This window comes from Nostoc sp., from assembly GCF_036917155.1.
GTDB lineage: Bacteria > Cyanobacteriota > Cyanobacteriia > Cyanobacteriales > Nostocaceae > Nostoc.
This window is the reverse complement of record NZ_JBALDZ010000205.1, coordinates 1-18,216: the sequence shown is the minus strand read 5'-3', so window position 1 is coordinate 18,216 and position 18,216 is coordinate 1. Positions and strand designations below refer to the sequence as shown.

At 38.1% G+C, this 18,216-nt stretch carries 14 protein-coding genes and 2 pseudogenes; 12 read left to right on the top strand and 4 right to left on the bottom strand.

Annotated elements, in window-relative coordinates:
• Nucleotide 1: 1 nt before the first annotated feature.
• The 4 genes from V7K67_RS26265 to V7K67_RS26250 all read right to left on the bottom strand — a co-directional run bounded on the left by V7K67_RS26265 (nucleotide 2) and on the right by V7K67_RS26250 (nucleotide 6,193).
• Nucleotides 2-2,215 (bottom strand): NHLP family bacteriocin export ABC transporter peptidase/permease/ATPase subunit, encoded by a 2,214-nt coding sequence (locus V7K67_RS26265; RefSeq protein ID WP_334732720.1) that lies wholly within the window; start codon nucleotides 2,213-2,215, stop codon nucleotides 2-4.
• Between the two features lie 3 nt (nucleotides 2,216-2,218).
• Nucleotides 2,219-3,829 carry an NHLP bacteriocin system secretion protein gene (locus V7K67_RS26260; protein ID WP_334732721.1) on the bottom strand — a complete coding sequence of 537 codons (1,611 nt, stop codon included), beginning with the start codon at nucleotides 3,827-3,829 and terminating at the stop codon, nucleotides 2,219-2,221.
• 26 nt (nucleotides 3,830-3,855) lie between these two features.
• Nucleotides 3,856-4,962 carry a cyclic nucleotide-binding domain-containing protein gene (locus tag V7K67_RS26255; protein WP_334732722.1) on the bottom strand — a complete coding sequence of 369 codons (1,107 nt, stop codon included), beginning with the start codon at nucleotides 4,960-4,962 and terminating at the stop codon, nucleotides 3,856-3,858.
• A 67-nt stretch (nucleotides 4,963-5,029) separates the two neighbouring features.
• Nucleotides 5,030-6,193, bottom strand: coding sequence for a DUF7005 family protein (locus V7K67_RS26250; protein WP_334732723.1), 1,164 nt, complete (start codon nucleotides 6,191-6,193; stop codon nucleotides 5,030-5,032).
• A gap of 230 nt (nucleotides 6,194-6,423) precedes the next feature.
• Here V7K67_RS26250 and V7K67_RS26245 point away from each other — a divergent pair, with 230 nt between their 5' ends.
• The 12 genes and pseudogenes from V7K67_RS26245 to V7K67_RS26190 all read left to right on the top strand — a co-directional run bounded on the left by V7K67_RS26245 (nucleotide 6,424) and on the right by V7K67_RS26190 (nucleotide 18,107).
• Complete coding sequence (locus V7K67_RS26245) at nucleotides 6,424-7,200, top strand: MinD/ParA family ATP-binding protein (RefSeq protein ID WP_334732724.1); 777 nt, start codon at nucleotides 6,424-6,426, stop codon at nucleotides 7,198-7,200.
• A gap of 81 nt (nucleotides 7,201-7,281) precedes the next feature.
• Complete coding sequence (locus V7K67_RS26240; RefSeq protein ID WP_334732725.1) at nucleotides 7,282-8,385, top strand: GAF domain-containing protein; 1,104 nt, start codon at nucleotides 7,282-7,284, stop codon at nucleotides 8,383-8,385.
• A 239-nt stretch (nucleotides 8,386-8,624) separates the two neighbouring features.
• A pseudogene (locus V7K67_RS26235) lies at nucleotides 8,625-8,798 on the top strand (transposase); the annotation flags it as partial.
• Nucleotides 8,799-8,800: 2 nt separating this feature from the next.
• Nucleotides 8,801-8,899: pseudogene (locus V7K67_RS26230) on the top strand (IS5/IS1182 family transposase); the annotation flags it as partial.
• An 836-nt stretch (nucleotides 8,900-9,735) separates the two neighbouring features.
• Nucleotides 9,736-10,020, top strand: coding sequence for a Nif11-like leader peptide family natural product precursor (locus tag V7K67_RS26225; protein ID WP_334732727.1), 285 nt, complete (start codon nucleotides 9,736-9,738; stop codon nucleotides 10,018-10,020).
• 69 nt (nucleotides 10,021-10,089) lie between these two features.
• Nucleotides 10,090-10,374: a Nif11-like leader peptide family natural product precursor gene (locus V7K67_RS26220; protein ID WP_334732728.1), complete on the top strand. Its 285-nt coding sequence runs from the start codon at nucleotides 10,090-10,092 to the stop codon at nucleotides 10,372-10,374.
• A gap of 68 nt (nucleotides 10,375-10,442) precedes the next feature.
• A complete protein-coding gene (locus V7K67_RS26215) occupies nucleotides 10,443-10,727 on the top strand; it encodes a Nif11-like leader peptide family natural product precursor (RefSeq protein ID WP_334732729.1) in 285 nt (94 codons plus the stop codon).
• A gap of 445 nt (nucleotides 10,728-11,172) precedes the next feature.
• Complete coding sequence (locus V7K67_RS26210; protein WP_335169022.1) at nucleotides 11,173-12,180, top strand: hypothetical protein; 1,008 nt, start codon at nucleotides 11,173-11,175, stop codon at nucleotides 12,178-12,180.
• A gap of 1 nt (nucleotide 12,181) precedes the next feature.
• Nucleotides 12,182-13,372, top strand: coding sequence for a cupin domain-containing protein (locus V7K67_RS26205; RefSeq protein WP_334732731.1), 1,191 nt, complete (start codon nucleotides 12,182-12,184; stop codon nucleotides 13,370-13,372).
• Between the two features lie 7 nt (nucleotides 13,373-13,379).
• Nucleotides 13,380-16,646: a type 2 lanthipeptide synthetase LanM family protein gene (locus V7K67_RS26200; protein WP_334732732.1), complete on the top strand. Its 3,267-nt coding sequence runs from the start codon at nucleotides 13,380-13,382 to the stop codon at nucleotides 16,644-16,646.
• Nucleotides 16,647-16,674: 28 nt separating this feature from the next.
• On the top strand, nucleotides 16,675-17,715 hold the full coding sequence (locus V7K67_RS26195) for a hypothetical protein (protein WP_335169019.1): 1,041 nt from the start codon (nucleotides 16,675-16,677) through the stop codon (nucleotides 17,713-17,715).
• 146 nt (nucleotides 17,716-17,861) lie between these two features.
• A complete protein-coding gene (locus V7K67_RS26190; RefSeq protein WP_334732734.1) occupies nucleotides 17,862-18,107 on the top strand; it encodes a hypothetical protein in 246 nt (81 codons plus the stop codon).
• Nucleotides 18,108-18,216 lie beyond the last annotated feature (109 nt).

The window sequence follows — 18,216 nt, the reverse complement described above, 5'->3', positions numbered from 1 at the left end:
ATTATCCTTCCTGATTCCCAACTAAGCGGGTATAGAATCCAGGGTGTTTGCGTAACTCTTCGTGGGTACCTCGCTGCATCACCTTCCCCCGCACTAAGACGATAATTTCATCGCAATCACGAATTGTACTCAGTCGGTGGGCAACAACGATGCAGGAACAACCGCGCCGCCGCAGGTTTCTGTCAATGATCAGTTCTGTTTCCGCATCAAGAGCGCTAGTTGCCTCATCTAATACTAATACAGATGGATTTCTGACTAATGCTCTGGCAATTTCTAAACGTTGGCGTTGTCCTCCACTTAAATTCATTCCGCCTTCAGTTAGCTGGCTATTATAGCCCCCTGGCATATTTAAAATTAGATCGTGGATGGCGGCATCTTGACAAGCTCTGATCAGGTCGGCTTCCGTGACAGTTGAGTCCCAAAGGGTCAAATTTTCGCGCACAGTGCCAGCAAACAGAAAAATTTCCTGCTCTACCATCGCTAGAGAATTGCCGAGAATGGGGCGAGGAATCTGATGGCGGGGAGTGCCATCTAAGAGGATATCACCTGACCAAGGTGCGTATAGTCCGGTCAGCAATTTAGCCACGGTAGACTTGCCAGACCCACTACCGCCCACTAAAGCTACTCTTTGGCCTGGTTTTAAGCTCAAGCTTAAATTATTAATCAGGGGTTCATCTAACCGATTGTAGCCAAAGGTAAGATTATTTAACTTCACGTATCCTTGCAATTTAAATGTATCTTGGCTGTATTGCCAGCGATCGCTATTTGCTTCAACTTGTCGTTCCGCTTCCGGATCGACTGGGTTTTCTAGCACGTCATCTAGACGATTCAAGTCTGCTTCCAAATCTTGCAAGGTACTGCCAAAATTCACCAACTCGTTCACGGGCTTAAGAAATTCTTGCGTTAGTGCTTGGTAAGCAATCAGTCCCCCAATACTCAAAGTTCCTTGCATCACGCGCAACCCACCCACCACTAAAATCGAAGTGACAGCCAAAGAAGTTAACACCCTTGGTAATGTTCCCAATAGTCGGGTAGGCAAACCTAATTCCTGTTGGGCATTGATAGTTTTGGCATAGTAACCGGCAAACTTCGCAAATAAGTCTGACTCTAACCCAGATGCTTTTACTGTTTCGATAGTTTGAATGCCGCTAATTGCTACACCTGCTACCTTACCTGTTTCTTGAGACAGCCTGATATTGGCATCGACTCGGTTGCGGGAAAGAGATTGCAGAGCTACAAAATTAGCAGTTGCAAATAAAATGGCAATTAATGTTAACAACGGATCGTAAAAAAACATGATCAGGGCATAAAATAACATCATGATCGAGTCGATGACGGTAGTTGCCAAATGTCCTGAAAGAATTTCAGCTACCTTATTATTAAGTTGAGCGCGACTGCTGATTTCTCCTGCAAAGCGTTGGGCATAAAAACCAACCGGTAGACGAATCGTGTGCCAAAGAAACTGCCCCGACATTGTAACTGATAACTTGAGCAATAACCGTCGCAGATATGTCAGTCGCAGACGAGCTAATAACCCTCTCAGTAATGCCACCAATATCATACCCAACAACAACGGACGCAGCCAGTCAGTACGATTTTCTACCAAAATTTCATCAATAAACACCTGCATAAAGGCTGGCACTGCCAAACGAGGAATTGTTAATAGTAACCCCGCAACCAAGCAAAAAATCAAGGCTTGCTGTGAAGTTTGCAAGCGAGAGGTTATGGCAGCGAAAATCCCTTTTTTTTTGCCCCCTTTTTTAAACTCTGCCCCCGGTTCTGTCAACAAAACCACGCCTGTGAACGCTTGGTTAAATTCATCGAAAGTAACTGTTCTTGGCCCTGTGGCTGGGTCGTTGAGATAAACAGTTTTACCCGCAAATCCTTCTACTACCAAAAAATGGTTGAAGTTCCAAAAAACAATGAAAGGAGGCTGAATTTGTTGCACGTTTTCCAAGGATCTTTTAAATCCTTTAGCGTCTAAACCGTACAACCGAGCTGCTTTGAGAACATTAGAAGCTTTGCTCCCATCCCTGGAAACACTGCACTCACGCCGTAATTCTGTCAGGGGAACTATCTGACCGTAGTAGCCCAAGATAATTCCAAGTGCAGCAGCCCCGCATTCTACTGCTTCCATTTGCAGCATCGTCGGAGTTCGCACTCGACCACGTTGGTTTGGTTGAAAAAAGTTGAAAATTAGTGCTATCCCTGACATATCCTAATAAATACCCGTAACCGACTTAAAGATAGGAATAACATAGGCTATTGGTACAATTTCTCCCACTTTGACACGTACCTGTACGGTGGTTCCCGAAGACAGATTGATGTCTGGTCCTTTGGAAGAAGACCATTTATAGCCACTGCTTGTATTAGCAGTGTCTAGTTGTGCAAATACTTCTATCGGAGCTTTACCTCCTCCTTGAGCCAGACTTTCTGCTAGATTTTGGTTGCCAATAGTGGTTGACATATCTTGCTCGCTCACTGGGAAAGGTGTTACAGTTTGCACCTTGCCTAAAATCCCTCCAAATCTTTCTCGCTTGACTAAACTGGGGGTAACTTGGACTTCCATACCCGATTTAATTTGTTTACCATCTTTATCAGCAAAGTAGATCACGCTCATCAGTTTGGCATCTGTGCCTGTAGCACTAATTGCTCCTAGACGAGTCCCGCCAGCAACTATCTGTCCTGGTAAGACGGATAATTCAATAACTTTTCCATCATAATCACTAACAATTTTGCTTTTTGATTCTATTTCTTGTTGTAATTGCGCTATTGTTCTTCTTACCTCTGCAATATTATTATTTCTATTAATGCTGGACTCTAATTGTTCTTGAGCTAACTTAGCAAGTTGACTGTTAACGTCTCGGAGTTTGGTATTTATGTCGTCCAATGTATTCAAACTTTGTTGATATTGCCTTTCAATGTCAACTTGTTGAACTTGAATTTCTTGTAGTTTAACGTTGAGGTCGTTAGTTTGGTTTTTACTCTCCAAATACTGCCGTTCTGTATTAGACTGCTCTAAATCTAGTTGTTTTTGTTGGGCTTCAAGATCCGAGAGCTGCGCTAAACTGTCAAAGTAATCTCTTTGAGCGCTTAACATCACATCAGCACTGACGATTTTTTGCTCATACAATTTACGGCGGGCTTCTAATTGTGTTTGTAATTGTGGTAGTAATTTATTAATTTGTTCTATGCGCTTGTTAAGACCTTCACTTTTTTGCTGCAAACTATCGAGGCTGCGCTGACGTAAAATTGGTAAAATTTGTTGGTCGGTACTCAGTCTTTTTTTAATTGCGGCGCGGTTTTCCGTGAGTAATTGGAGACTTTGTTGGCGCAAAGCTGGGATGATAGATTCTCTTTTTAAGCTGGCTTTCAGGTTGGCTGTTTGTTTGATGAGATTTGCTCTTTCGGAAGTGAGTCGTTTGTTAAGTGCTGAATTGCTGTTGCGTGCTTGAATCAGTAATTCTATCAACTTTTTCTGTTCCTGCTCAAGTTGCTGGTCTAAGGAAGGTTGGCTGATGATGCCAATAACATCTCCTTTTTTGACGTTATCTCCAGATTTAATTTTGAGTTCGACTACTGTTCCATCACTAGGTGCTTGAAATTGAATTACGCTGCGAGGATATAATAATACTCCTTGTCCTGTCACAGTCAACGGCAGCCGACCAACCACGCTCCAAATAGCGGCAATCACAACTAAAGATCCCAATCCTGCTAATGGCAACCAAGCTTGAGGATTAACAACATTCATTAGTTGGTCAAGCCTTTCTGGTGAAGAGAGGCGTTCTAAGGCTTCTTCACGAAATAGTTTGTTTGCTGAATCTGACATAACAACTTACCCTTTTTTATTGAGTCCTAACTGACTTTTAATCTTTTGAGCATCCATTCAAATCTAGCTCCGCCGAGAGTGAGGTTATCCATGACATCAATATTTATTTCATCTTCGTACTCTGTCCCTAGTTTTAGACTTTGCCCAGTCTGGTAATGACTGCGCCCATATCCTAGACGACTAATCAGCCCTTGCAATCTTTCAGACAGCAACATAGCTATAACGCGGTAGAAGCGTGAGGCGATACCCACATCTTGCTGTAATTTAACTAGCAGTTGTCGTTCGGGGATTTTTAACAAGATAGATTTTTCTAAAGCTCTCAAGGTAAAGGTTGACATGGGGTTATCTAAGGCGATCACTTCTCCAAGAATTTCTCCTCGGTAGAGACGGATAATCTCTCTTTCTATGGATGCATCAGTGGCTCCATCGTTTTCTAGAAGGGCGAAGACGCTGGCAAGGCGATTGGTTTGTGCTTCTTTGACGAAGACGGCAATTGTCCCTTGCAAGATGATGTAAAGATTTTCGATTTGCTCGTTGGTATAAATGAGAATTTCGTCTGCATTTATTTCTTCTAATCTGCCAATGCCCAGCATCCAGTCTAAGTCACTGTCACTGAGTTCGCCAAAAATTAAGGGTACATTCTGTATAGGAGAAATTTGCCCCTTTTGGTGACGCAAAAAGTATTGGATAATTCGCTCAAAACGTTCTGATAGTAAAACTGCTATTCCTCGATAAAATCGAGATGCAAAACTAACATCTTCTTTTATTTGCTCTTGTAGTATCTCATAGGGAACGGCCAGTAAAGATGTATTTTCTGAGGCTCTCACGCTGACGATCGCTGGTGTTAGCTCAACAACAGGCAGCTTGCCTAAAACGTCTCCTGGGGAAAAGCGGGTAATTTCTTGTTCTAAGCTTGACTCATCTTCCAGAGCGGCAAAGGCCATACCCAATCTGCCGCCTTGGTTTTGGTTAATCGTCGCTCTCAGTTCCCCGCTAACGATCAGGTAGAAAAAATCTGGCGATCGCCCTTTTTCAATTAAGGCTTCTCCTGATTTAATGTTCTGTATCTGTCCGTTTTGCTTAAGCCATTGGATATCACTATTACTTAAATTTTTTAGAAAAATATCTATCATAAATTCACCTTTTTAATCAAGAGTACTTCAAGTATTTTTTTTGAAAGTTTTTGAAATATTTATAACTTCATTGTGTTTTAAAATACTGTTTTTGATGGTTAATGGCTGTTTCTATTAAGGAGACTCCTTGTTCAGATGCTAATTCTTCCAGCCTGAGGGTTGCCAAAGCCATCAATATCCCTATTTCTTCTTGTTTAGTTTTGACTAATTGGTGAGATTTTTGCTCAAATTTTTCTAGATTTTCGGCTGCTGTTTTCACTAGCCTTTGTAACACCTGAAATGCCCCCTCTGATAATGGCGGTTCGCCTCGATAATTTTCTAATCTCCCTCCTTGACGATAGTTGGGAAAAGCTTCCAAACCAATAAAATGCAAAAACCAATCTGCCCGATAACGACCGATTGCCTGAACAATTCCTCGATAATCTGCAATAAGTTCGTCAAGGATGTTATTTCGCATTGAGCCAAAACAGCGGCGGGTTATATAGTGAGTACATTCATGTTCTAAGCGGATTTTTTCAGAAATCTCTAGCCATTGTTGTTCGTCGAGTTCTAACTCAGTCGAGTTAACGTTGCTATATGGCCCCCGACTGAGCAGAATCAACCGATCTTGATACAGTTCTGGACGTTGAATTAATCGTTGAAACTCAACTGCCCAACCTAGTTCATAATTTTGATTTTGATTTTCTTCCTGCCATTGTTTTTGATATTCGCGCACCCGATGCCAGTTGTTATATCCTTGGATAGTACAAGCTCCCATTGAGTCAGGGATTGGACAGGGTTCGTTGTATTTGGTCAGTGCTTGAACTAAGCTGATGAAATCAGATCTGTTTGCGGCAACTAAGACAGGAATCTCACCAGCTAAGGTTTGATAAATATACAATTGGAGTTGTTCAGGTTGGAGCAAAGTCAAGCCAGTGGCAAGTTCCATCTGTGCTGTTGATTTTCCTTTGCGAGTTGCGCCACGATAGTCCGTTGTGGTGCTAATGCCAGCTAAAATAGGAAACTGTAACTGCACTAAGTAAGTTCGCAAAGTTGCATAAGTCCCCACAGTAGCGGACTCTTGAGCATATTTTTTCCAGCTAGCAAGATAGAGTTCTGACTCTGCCTGATACAGTTGTTCTAGCGTCGGGGGAGAGAAGACATTTTGATTGTACGCCAGTAATTCTTGAATTTCTGACTCGCTAGCTCCATAAGTTGCTAAAGTATCAGCCCACACCTGTGAAGAATTCATTGCTAACCCATAAGCCAACGAAGTTATATTATGAATATAGGAATTCTACTTGAATCTTACTCAGTATACTCAGAAGAAAAGCTTGGTATGTCAAGCTTCTAGGCAGCTTAGTTGTTCAAAATCAAATATGAGTCCTATATATTATGATGAATATATTATGGAATTAAGAGTATATTTTTAAATATATTCCAAGAATATATATTTTTGTTACTTTTAACATAATTAGTCAAATGTCAAAAATTATTTCAATTCATTCTTATCGAGGTGGTACTGGTAAATCTAATATTACAGCTAATCTTGCTTGCCTAGTTGCCTGTGCAGGAAACCGCGTTGGAATTATCGATACCGACCTTCCTTCGCCAGGTATTCATATCCTCTTTGGTTTAGGCGATCAGCAGGTTAATAGCACACTAAATGACTTTCTTTGGAAAAAGCTAAAAATTACTGATACTGTCTATGATGTCAGTGATGTACTGGAAGGACAGGGAACTGCAAAAAGCAAGATTTATTTAGTCCCTTCTAGCAGCAAAATCAATGATATATCTCGAATATTAAGAGAACGGTTTGATGCAGAGTTATTGTTTGAAGGATACCAGCAGCTAATAGAAGGTTTAAACTTAGATTATCTCTTTATCGATACCCATCCTGGCCTGAATGAGGAGGCGTTACTTACTTTAACAGTTTCCAATGGAGTGTTGTTGATACTGCGACCAGACCAACAAGATTTTCAAGGAACTTCGGTAATAGTGGATGTGGCTCGACGGTTAAAAGTTCCTAATCTCTTCTTAATTATTAACAAAATTTTACCTGAATACAACTTCGAGCAAATCCGTCAAGAAGTCCAAGCTACTTATAACGTTCCAGTCTTGGGTATCTTGCCAGAATCTTCCGATCTGATGCGTTTAGCCAGTCAAGGGGTATTTGCTATCAAATATAGTAACTATTCTATCAGTCACATTCTGCAACAAATGGCTATACAAATTACTAGCAAAACAGTGATAATTTAGTCATCTTCATGTAGCAGCTTAGTGTCCATTTTTTGCTGACATAAATAAATTTATCCCTCAAGAATTATGTGAGTAGTAAAAGTGCCGTATTTAATCTACGCTCCCGGAAATGCAAATGAGAGAGTTTATGAATTGAGGCAAGGAGTTAACACCCTGGGTCGCCAATTTGAAAATAGTATTATTTTGTTAGAAGATACTATATCTCGTCACCATGCTTACATTGAAGTAGTCCAAAATAGAGTGATAATTAAAGATATTCAAAGTAGAAATCATACTTTTGTTAATCAAGTACAAATTGATTCTTGCCAACTCAATGACGGCGATATAATTCGTTTCGGTTACTCAGCTCATTGTCAATTTGTGTATCACTTGCCACAGTCACAGTTGGAGCATATTAGTAATAATCAAAAATTAGTAAACCATAATCTAAAACAAATTCCTTTGTCACAATTTCAAGGTCAGCTTCAAAATTTGTTAGAGCAGCAATCCAGGCAAGACTCAATCCTCAAATTAAAGTCTGGCGATCGCGAGCAACAAACACTCAACAAATTTAAAATTCTCTTAGAAGTCAGTAAACAATTATATTCACCTGATACACTAGATCAACTTCTCAGCAAAATTCTTGATTTACTATTTCAAATTATGGAATTTGATCGAGCGGTGATTCTCTTAGTGGATGAAATTTCTCAACAACTAGAACCAAAAGCCACCAAATTAAAAAATCATCTTTCGAGTGAACAAAATTTTTACAGCCGCAATATCGTCAATCTTTCTTATGAAAGTGGAGATGCGATTATTACTCATAATCCTAAGCAAGATCAGCGATTTGAGAGTTCTAATTCCATTGTTATAGTCGGAATTGAGAATTGTATGTGCGTCCCTTTGAAGAATTATCAGGAAATCATCGGTGTTTTATATGTTGATAATTTCTCTCCTTTAGTCAAATATACCGACGAAGACTTAGAGTTTTTAAGTATTTTGACCAACCAAGCCGCCGCAGCTATTCATATGTCTCGTGAATTTTATAAACGAGAACAGAAACTCAAACAACAAGTATTAGAATTACAAATTCAAATCGATAAAACGAAGACAGAAAACGAAGTAGCCGAGATTATGAAACAGGACTTTTTTCAAAGGGTGCAGCAACGCGCCGAGCAGATTAAAAATAAAAATAATTTGTCTTGAAAATAGTGCTGACTAGGGGAGCATCTTACTTTTTAAGTTTGAATTTGGAATTGCTGTTGATAGGGGGTAGGGGAAAAGATACAAACCTTGCCCCTTGTGGGCAAAAGCCCCTCTGCGACAAATATAAGCTAATCGGCAGATAGGCCTTCTTGACAAAACTAGACCTATCTTTTTCTACCATAAATTGCTGCATCCTTTACCTCATAAGCTTTTTAGCTTATTTCGTCGCCTCGTCAGGAATAACAAAGGAGGCTCCAGAACTTTTACAGGTATGGTTTTGGGATGAGAGTGGATTTAGTTTAAGAGTGATAAGAAGAAAAAATTGGGGTAAAAAAGGTACAAGAAAACAAATCACAGGGCAAAGAAGGAGAGGAAGAGTAAAGTTTATTAAATTTAGCTGCGTATCAGCTTAGCAGTGAAAATAGAAAAAGCCAAACAGCTTACTGTAAAGAAATTTAAACGAATGACCGGAGTAAGCCGTAGAACCTTTGAGTTAATGGTTGGGTTAGTCAAACAATACAGTTCCAGCACTTACCACTATGTATAATTGTTCACTTCTCTTTTAAGATATCTGGCAACCACAATAAGATTAGTACTAATAAAGAAAATATGACTAAGCCAATGCTGTAGCGCACTGCTTCTGACAGATCGAACGATACCTGCATGAAATCGAGTGTAATGAGCAGAGCAATTTGGCTTTGCATATTTGCAGTGTAATTAGAGTAAAATAGACACAGTAGCTTATGTAGATAATGCCATACTTGAGACTGGTGCGAAAATTAAATTCGCATAAAGATAGGATACAAAATTTTCACTTTATTAATCTTAATGTTTGCTCTATCTAGCCTAGTACAGCACGGCGGAAATAAACCAACCCTTCGGGTTCGCAGTCGCTCATGGGGGAAACCCCCAAGACCGCGCTGTCTCACCATTTGAAATGTCCGAAACCCTTGCAAACAGGTAATTCCGAATTCCGCCTTGCGGTACTAGCTTTTGCGGACTATATGGCAGAATAACTTCTATAGACTGGGTGATAAATTTACGGACAAGTCTTTTTATAGACATCTGCGGCTTTTTTACTCAACATTTCTTTTATAGACACCCATCATTCTCTGACAAGCATCTGACTCATCTCAGGTCCCTGCCAAAAATCACTTGTGCTGATAAGGAACACCCAAATATTACAGTTTTTATTCATCAATATAAATATCAGCCTTACTTTAGTATAATCATAGCCACAGGGGAAGCAGCTCGTGCTTTTACTGATAATGGGTATGTGGATGATTCAGCCATTTACGGGCATTCCTTAGTTAATTCTGTATCAATAGTTTTTCAACAAGGAACAAAAATATGTCAAAAGCAGATATAAGTCAGTTTTTTCAAGAAATTTTGTCTGATCAAACACTACAAGCAAGATTTCAAGAAGCAAATAGAGCCAACGATCGCGAAGGTGCCGCGAACTTAGCTGCTCAACTCGGTCAAGAAAGAGGCTATTCTTTCACTGTAGATGAAGCCAGAGCATATCTTGAAGAGTTGATTGCTACACCCTCTGAAGAGCGAGAACTGAGTGATACGCAATTAGAGGCTGTTGCTGGAGGACGAGCTGTTGCTTTTACTGATAATTGGGGATGTTGATGATTCAGCCATTTACGGACATTCCTTAGTTAATTCTGTATCAATAGTTTTTCAACAAGGAGCAAAAATATGTCAAAAGCAGATCTGAATCAGTTTTTTCAAGAAATTTCAAACGATCAGACACTGCAAGCGAGATTTCAAGAAGCAAATAGAGCTAACGATCGCGAAGGTGCAGGGAACTTAGCTGCTCAACTCGGTCAAGAAAGAGGCTATTCTTTCACTGTAGATGAAGCCAGAGCATATCTTGAAGAGTTGATTGCTACGCCCTCTGAAGATCAAGAACTTAGCGATACGCAATTAGAGGCTGTTGCTGGAGGAGCTGCTGCTGCTTTTACCCATAATTGGGGATGTTGATGATTTAGGAATTTACAGCATTCCCTAGTTAATTCTGTATCAATAGTTTTTCAACAAGGAGTAAAAATATGTCAAAAGCAGATATAAGTCAGTTTTTTCAAGAAATTTTGTCTGATCAAACACTACAAGCAAGATTTCAAGAAGCAAATAGAGCCAACGATCGCGAAGGTGCCGCGAACTTAGCTGCTCAACTTGGTCAAGAAAAAGGCTATTCTTTCACTGTAGATGAAGCCAGAGCATATCTTGAAGAGTTGATTGCTACGCCCTCTGAAGAGAGAGAACTGAGTGATACGCAATTAGAGGCTGTTGCTGGAGGACGAGCTGCTGCTTTTACTGATAATTGGGGATGCTGATTAGCTCTCTTTTGTCACTCTGATAAAAGTAAATCCTGAAAGCCGTTTGTAGTAGGGATTGACCGATTTATGTGGAAATCGGCCAATCCTGTTAGAAAATCAAGCTTGAAATGCAGATAATAGCAATATTTCAATAAAATATTAATAATTCTTTTGCCGAGAGTAATAAAAGCTGTTTACGGACGCGCTGGCTTCCGTTATGGATGGAAGAAACAAGTCAAATCTTCTTACCTTCTGCCTTCTGCCTTGTTTATTAGGAGAGCTTTAGTTTGCTATTTATAGCATACTAAATTTTGTTTATTTATCCCAAAGTAATCTGCTAAGACCGCTTATAATAATCATAAACATGAGGTATATAAATTACCTTAAGTTACAAAAATAAATGTTAGACAAGTTTATCTAGTTTTATCTGGTTTTAATGACGAACTATACCCTAGAAAATTATTTGCAAATTATTAACCCGTATATCTACCACCAATTAGTTTCTCCTCAATTTTTATCACAAATTCTTGCCTTATCTAAAATTTTACCTGCCTTCAGTTATGGTGGATTTGAAAGTCATTTGGGAAGTAAGCAATCTCAAGTAGACTTTTTTGTGAGGTATTTTAGTAACCAAGCCATAAATGATTTGCTAAATTATTATCAATGGGAACCACTAAAAAACTTGGCTCAGGAATGGGCAGATATTAAGTCTCCTCTGCATCAAAAATTTACAGATATTTGGTTAGAATTTGATATCAATGAGCAATCTTTACAAAGATTAATTCCTGGCATCTTCTTCACTTTAAATAAACAGATAGATAAAAATATTCCAGAGCTTACACAACAAGCTCTTAGACTTTTAAGTCGTCCTATTCCTAGCAAACTTGAATCTAATTTAAAACTTTGTGTTGATTGTTTACCAAAAGGAGCAAGTTTCCTGCATATTGGTATAATGCTATCTCGTCCACATCAGGCAATAAGACTCGATGTAGCAGGAATTGCATTTGATCGAGTGTTAGATTATTTAAGAGAAATCGGCTGGATAGCTCAGACAAATAGGTTGCGATCGCTAATTGCAGATTTGTCAAATTTTGCAGATCATATTCATTTAGCTTTTGATGTTGGTGATACTATATTTCCTCGAATTGGGTTGGAATGTTTTCTCAAACAACAACCCAAGTATGAACCTCGATGGCAATTATTTTTAGATTATTTAGTCAAACAAGAATTATGTACACCAGCTAAACAAAATGCTTTATTATCTTGGCCGGGATTTTCACAAATTAAATCTAATCATGTAAGTAGAGATGATTATATACTTGGTAATAAAGGGATAAACATTCTCGGAAGAAGTATTAGTCATATTAAAATTGTTGAGCAACCTAATTTTCCTTTAGAGGCTAAAGCATATCTAGCAATTGCTCAACGCTGGTTCGAGCCAGATTTATTACCTGAAAAAGAGGCTAATTAAAATGTCTCAACAAGAATTTGATTTCGATAAATTAATCTTTCCGATTAAAACAAATGTTTTTTTTAGTGATTATTGGGAACAACAACCTTTAATAGTTACTAGAGAAGAGCGTGATTATTATAGTCAAATATTATCAATTAAACAAATAGAATCGTTAATTTATAGCAGACGTAGAGACGCTACTCAAATTAGAGTCATCAATCAGAGCCAATCTTACTTTCAGAATTCGACAAGTCAGATAAATTCAGATAATATTTTTGGTATCAATGAAATATATAATGCCTATTATCAAGGAAATACGATTACCTTAAACCAACTTCAATATAGTTGCGAACCTATTGCCATTCTTTGTCGTAACTTAGAAAAACTTTTCCACTTTCAAGTAAATGCAAGTATATATTTAACTCCTAAACAAGCACAGGGCATAGTACCTCATTATGATACTCATGATGTATTTATTTTACAAATTGAAGGTTCTAAAATCTGGCATATATATGATTATTTCTGTTGTTTACCTCTAGCGAAAGATCGGCAACCAGTCCCAGCAGATCAACTTCCACCTCGCTTACATGAAGTGTGTTTGAATGCTGGCGATCTAATTTATATTCCTCGTGGTTATGTTCATGAAGCATTAACTTCAGAATCCTCTTCTCTTCATTTAACTATTGCTATTCATCCTCTGAGATTATCTGACCTAATTACCAGTGCGATCAACTTAGCTAGTAAAGATTGTGTTTCTTTACGTAAGTCTTTACCCATTGGATTCTTCAACAACAAAGAACAAGTAGGAATACTCACTCATCAATTCAAAGAATTACTAGATAAAATCACAACAGAGATAAATATAGAAGATGTAATTGACGATCTTGCCGAGGATTTATTAGCAAAATTAGAACCTCTTCCTGATGGACATTTTGCTCAAATTGATCGCCTTCAAAATCTAGATATAAATAGTATTTTAAGAAAAAGAGATGGAATAATATGCCATATTTTAAAAAAAGGAGATTCAGTTAGTATTTACTTTCCTGGAAATCATGTTAGCGCACCAAGCTTTATAGAACCAGCCCTGAGATTTATTGCCGAGACTGAAGAATTTTATGTCAATTCTATCCCTGGAAATATTAGTGATGAGAGTAAGTTAGTGCTGGCACGTCGCTTAGTCAAAGAAGGACTGTTAACCATAGTTCATTAAATTTGAGATGAATCAACTAGAATTAATTCAGATTGTTGCTCAATCTAGCTCTCTTTCAGAACGTCTCAATAATAATTTGTTTAAGATTGAGGACACTCAAACTAATCAACAACAAATTGAGGTTAATTTAGAACGCTGGTGTCAAGTTGTCGCGCAAGGAAACTGGGAAAAATTCCAGAAGCGGTTAGAGTGGGATGAATTAGATATTAATATAGTAAGTCCATTATTGGGAACAATGACTCTGGTAGATAGTAATTGTTTACCTCATTGGGCAGAAACTCTTAAAGAAATTATCGAAACTGCTGCAACAATTAATCAAGATAAACTCTTGTTTGCTTCTGAACACCCTTTACCATTTGAAGATGTTCTTTTACCTCTTATTTGGGTGGCGCGCCAGCAATTACGAAGAAATATAAGTTTTTTATCTTCAGAATTATTATCTGACCAAGCTTCTTTTAATTTAGAATATAGCTTATTGAAAAGATTAGTTACTCTTTGTGAAAAAACTCTAGAATTTGAGTTTTCTAATTTCCGCCCTTTTAACCATACTTTGCTCCTAAAATTGGGCGCAAACACCAATAATAGTCCAACTAAGGAACTGTATCATCGATTTGTTAGCAAACTGTTAGAAGATGGTTTGTTAGCTTTTTTTCAAAAATATTCAGTTTTAGCTAAACTCGTTACAATTGCTATTGACTTTTGGGTAGAAACTAACGCAGAATTTCTGCAACGTCTGCAAACAGACTTATCAGAATTAAAACAAACTTTCGGTCGCTTAGGGAGAGTTATTGAAATACATTCATCTTTATCCGATCCTCATAATCGAGGTCGCTCGGTAATTATTCTCATCTTTGAGACTCAAAAAAAGTTAGTTTATAAACCAAAAAATGTAAGTTCTGAAGTTATCTATAACCAATTTTTAGACTGGTGCAACCAGCGTGATATTGCTTTAACATTCAAAATTTTAAAAATAATTGATTGCAAAACTTATGGATGGGTTGAATATGTAGAGTATCAACCTTGCGAAAATATTCTAGCAGCACAAAGGTTTTATGAGCGATTAGGTATGTTGTTAGCAACTATGTATGCGTTAGGAGGAACTGATTGTATTTATCAGAATCTCATTGCTAATGGGGAACATCCAGTCTTAATTGATATGGAAGCACTCATGTATCATGAGGTCAGCCTTTTAGCAGATACAGAGACAGGAGAACATCAAGACTCAGCTAACCAAAAGTTTTGGGACTCTGTTATTCGCAGTGGACTTTTACCTCGTTGGCATTTCAACCAAGATAACTCTATTGCCTTTGATGTTAGTGCTTTAGGTAATGTAGAACCTCAACAAGCACCTTGGAGTATGCCGCAGTGGAAGTTTATTAATACTGATGATATGCACTTAGCATGGGAATCTACTACTATACCCCCTGATAAAAATGTACCAAATTTAAATGGAATTGCTTTATCCCCTGATGATTATTTGGATAATTTAATTGCAGGGTTTAGGCAAATGTATTATTTTCTGCTCGAACAAAAAACAGCGATTTTACAAAATGACAGCCCTCTAACAGCATTAAAAGGGAAATGGGTACGCTTTACTTTTCGGCAAACTCGTATTTATACTATCATCTTCCAAAAGCTGCTTGTACCTAGATTTATGCGCTCTGGAGTCGAGCGCAGTATTGAACTAGATGTTCTGAGTAGAGCTTTTTTACGCGCTCGCCAAAAGCCTATTTTTTGGACTGTATTACAGGCAGAAATCGCAGCTATGGAACAATTAGATATTCCCTATTTTGGTGGTACTACAGATAGCGATGCGCTTAGTTATGGAGTAAAACAACCAATCCCAAAATATTTTAAACAATCTAGTTACAATCAAGTTATTGCTCGATTAGAAAGACTCGATCAAATAGATTTAGCTGAACAAGTTATTATAATTGAGGGAGCTTTTGCTGCTAGAGTTGCCCGGATTAGCAAACAAGGAAAATTAGATAATTCCCATCTCTCAGCCGTTACAGTGACGGATTTATCACAAGTTAACTCTTTAACTTACCAAGAACTAATTCTCAAGACAGAAAATATTGCTAAAACAATTGAGCAAATGGCTTTGAGTACAGCTAACAACAGTTGCTACTGGCTTGACTTAGCATATATCTCAGATGCGGCCAGATTTCAACTCCAGCCTTTAAATTATGGTCTTTATGATGGTAATTGCGGCATTGCTTTGTTTTTAGCAGCTTTAGATTCTCTGAAAAATGCTAATCAGTTTCATAGCTTAACTTTAAAAAGTTTAGAGTCTTTAAGAGCAATTATTCAAAAACCAAATAACGAAGCTACTCAAAGATTTGCTAGAAATATAGGTATTGGTGGAGCTAAAGGACTTGGTTCAATTGTCTATTGCTTGGTTAAAATCAGCCAATTTATCAAGGATACAACACTGTTAGAGGATGCGGAACGAACTGCTAATTTAATTAAACCAGAATTGATTCAGAGCGATCGCGAATTTCATTTAATGGGAGGTTCGGCAGGTACAATTTTAGGACTAATTACACTTTATCAAGTAACAAAGTCTTCAAAGGTCTTAGAAAAAGCAATTATCTGCGGTCAACATTTACTCAAAAATCGCATCAGTTTGAACAAAGCTTATCAAACTTGGAAAACTCTAGGCGATAGACCATTAACTGGATTATCTTGTGGTGCGGCTGGCATTGCCTATGCTCTACTCAGACTATACGAGATAACTAAAGATCGAGAGTATTTAGAGGCAGCTAAAGAAGGAATTGCCTATGAAAGTAGTGTTTTTTCAGAGCCAGATGCTAATTGGCCAGATTTTCGTTTCTGTAACCAACAAAACGGTCACCTGAAGTTTAATATCAGTTGGTGTCATGGAGCTTCGGGAATTGGTTTAGCAAGATTAGGGGGGTTATCAATTTTAAAAACAGAACAAATTGAACAAGATATAGAAATTGCTTTGCAAACTACCCAAAATTACTGTTTACAGAAGTTAGATTCTCTCTGTTATGGAAATTTTGGTCGAATCGAGACTTTATTAGTAGCATCTCAAAAACTATCTAGTCCACAATTACAAGCAATGGCTTTAAAACAGGCTGCTTTAGCTGTTACCAAAGCTGAAGAAATAGGTGCATATAGAATGTTACACAATTTATCTAGCCATAAATTCAGTCTTTCTTTTTTTCAAGGAATAGCTGGCATTGGCTACGAATTACTCAGGTTAGCATCTCCAGAAAAATTGCCTTCAGTACTCCTTTGGGAATAAATTATTAAAATTACAAATCTTAAATCCAATGACTACTGCTTATAACGAACTAATCCAAGTTGCATTTAAAAATTATCGACAAGGTTTAAAACAACTTAAACAGATTAACTTCAAAAATGCTGGGGATTCGATCACACAAAAAGCACACGAGATTATCAAATCCCGTTTATCTTTAGAAGAGCAGTTGGTGATGAGTCAATTTACTCTTGCCTTAAATCAAGGTTTGGCTGTTGCTCGTGAACAGAAATTTATAGTGGCCGATCGGTTTTTTGCTGAGTCACAGGGATACCTTGGCACAAAAACGCTTTCAACTGAGGCGAGTTTAATCTGTCAATCATTTCAAGAAGCAGCACAAGCATATCTTGATTATCGTCAAGATAATTTTGAAGATGCTCAAAAGCATATTCTTAAAGCATTAGATGTCGATATTCTTTTAGAAGAAAATTATGGGTATAACCAGCTGGTTATCCATGCACATCGTTTAGAAATGATCATTAATCTGAGTCGGATTCATTTTCGAGCAATGAATTTTGAATACGCTATGGATTTAGCTGGCTGTACTCTCAGTTATATCACAGGAATATTGCCAGTTTTGCCGTTTTCAGGGGAATGGAGTCTTGAACTTGTTGCACTTTTACCTCCAGAACTAGCTAAGGCACATTTGCAAACAATTACCAGTGAAATTGTCCTGACTTTGGTAGGGACAAACCGTCAAGTTGCCCATCACCTTTTTAAGCTTGCAGCGCGTTATCTGCTTTCTGGAAATCATGGTAATTGTCACTATCAATCAGGAATTCATGCTTGGTTTTTAGTGAAGGAAGCGTTTATAGATAACAATGTTCCTAAGTTTTTAGAATTAGCATCCCAGTTTTTAGAAGCAGGTGGTAGTGATACTCCACTACTTTGGTATGCAACTGTCATTGATTTAGTTACTATGTGCGAAGAGGTTGATTTCTCAGACTTAGAACTGGTGAAGCAGGAAATTGTCCAAGATGCAACCAGATGGGAATATTTGCCAGCAAAATTTTCTTCTCTGCTTGGCGTTCTTTCAAAAATTACTATGCATTAGGCTAATGCATAGTAATTTTGTATCCCCTCAATAATTGGGGGTAGGTAATGATTCTACTGGTGTTTGGGTGTGGTCAAAAGTAGTTGGTGGATGACCCGGATTTCTCACAAACAATAAAAAATCAATTTACATGTCCTGACTGTCAAATGACGGCGGAAACTGTTGCAGAATATGATGTAGTGCTGTGCGTTGGAGACACGACTTTTCTTGATTATGGCAGTATTGAGGCTAAAAAGGAAGGTTACGGCCCAATTGGTAAGGGAGGTATGCGACAGGCAGCAGGAAATCTTTTCGATCCTAGAGTTGCAGCGATCCCCGCATTTCTCACAAGGAGAGAAGGGATTGAACTTGGCAGATTGAACTCTCCCCTGCTCCCCTCACGGGCGAAGTAATAAGTAATAAGTAATAATTAAAAGGGAACAGGGAACGGGCAACAGGCAACAGGGAAATCCCCATAATTAAAATCAGGGGATTTGTACAAGGACACATTGAAACATCGTG

What these genes read in the sequence shown, in the direction of transcription:
- V7K67_RS26200 (WP_334732732.1), top strand. Translation starts at nt 13,380, where the DNA reads ATGAATCAACTAGAATTAATTCAGATTGTTGCTCAATCTAGCTCTCTT.
- V7K67_RS26245 (WP_334732724.1), top strand. Translation starts at nt 6,424, where the DNA reads ATGTCAAAAATTATTTCAATTCATTCTTATCGAGGTGGTACTGGTAAA.
- V7K67_RS26195 (WP_335169019.1), top strand. Translation starts at nt 16,675, where the DNA reads ATGACTACTGCTTATAACGAACTAATCCAAGTTGCATTTAAAAATTAT.
- V7K67_RS26250 (WP_334732723.1), bottom strand. Translation starts at nt 6,193, where the DNA reads ATGAATTCTTCACAGGTGTGGGCTGATACTTTAGCAACTTATGGAGCT.
- V7K67_RS26225 (WP_334732727.1), top strand. Translation starts at nt 9,736, where the DNA reads ATGTCAAAAGCAGATATAAGTCAGTTTTTTCAAGAAATTTTGTCTGAT.
- V7K67_RS26255 (WP_334732722.1), bottom strand. Translation starts at nt 4,962, where the DNA reads ATGATAGATATTTTTCTAAAAAATTTAAGTAATAGTGATATCCAATGG.
- V7K67_RS26220 (WP_334732728.1), top strand. Translation starts at nt 10,090, where the DNA reads ATGTCAAAAGCAGATCTGAATCAGTTTTTTCAAGAAATTTCAAACGAT.
- V7K67_RS26190 (WP_334732734.1), top strand. Translation starts at nt 17,862, where the DNA reads ATGACGGCGGAAACTGTTGCAGAATATGATGTAGTGCTGTGCGTTGGA.
- V7K67_RS26260 (WP_334732721.1), bottom strand. Translation starts at nt 3,829, where the DNA reads ATGTCAGATTCAGCAAACAAACTATTTCGTGAAGAAGCCTTAGAACGC.
- V7K67_RS26265 (WP_334732720.1), bottom strand. Translation starts at nt 2,215, where the DNA reads ATGTCAGGGATAGCACTAATTTTCAACTTTTTTCAACCAAACCAACGT.
- V7K67_RS26205 (WP_334732731.1), top strand. Translation starts at nt 12,182, where the DNA reads ATGTCTCAACAAGAATTTGATTTCGATAAATTAATCTTTCCGATTAAA.
- V7K67_RS26215 (WP_334732729.1), top strand. Translation starts at nt 10,443, where the DNA reads ATGTCAAAAGCAGATATAAGTCAGTTTTTTCAAGAAATTTTGTCTGAT.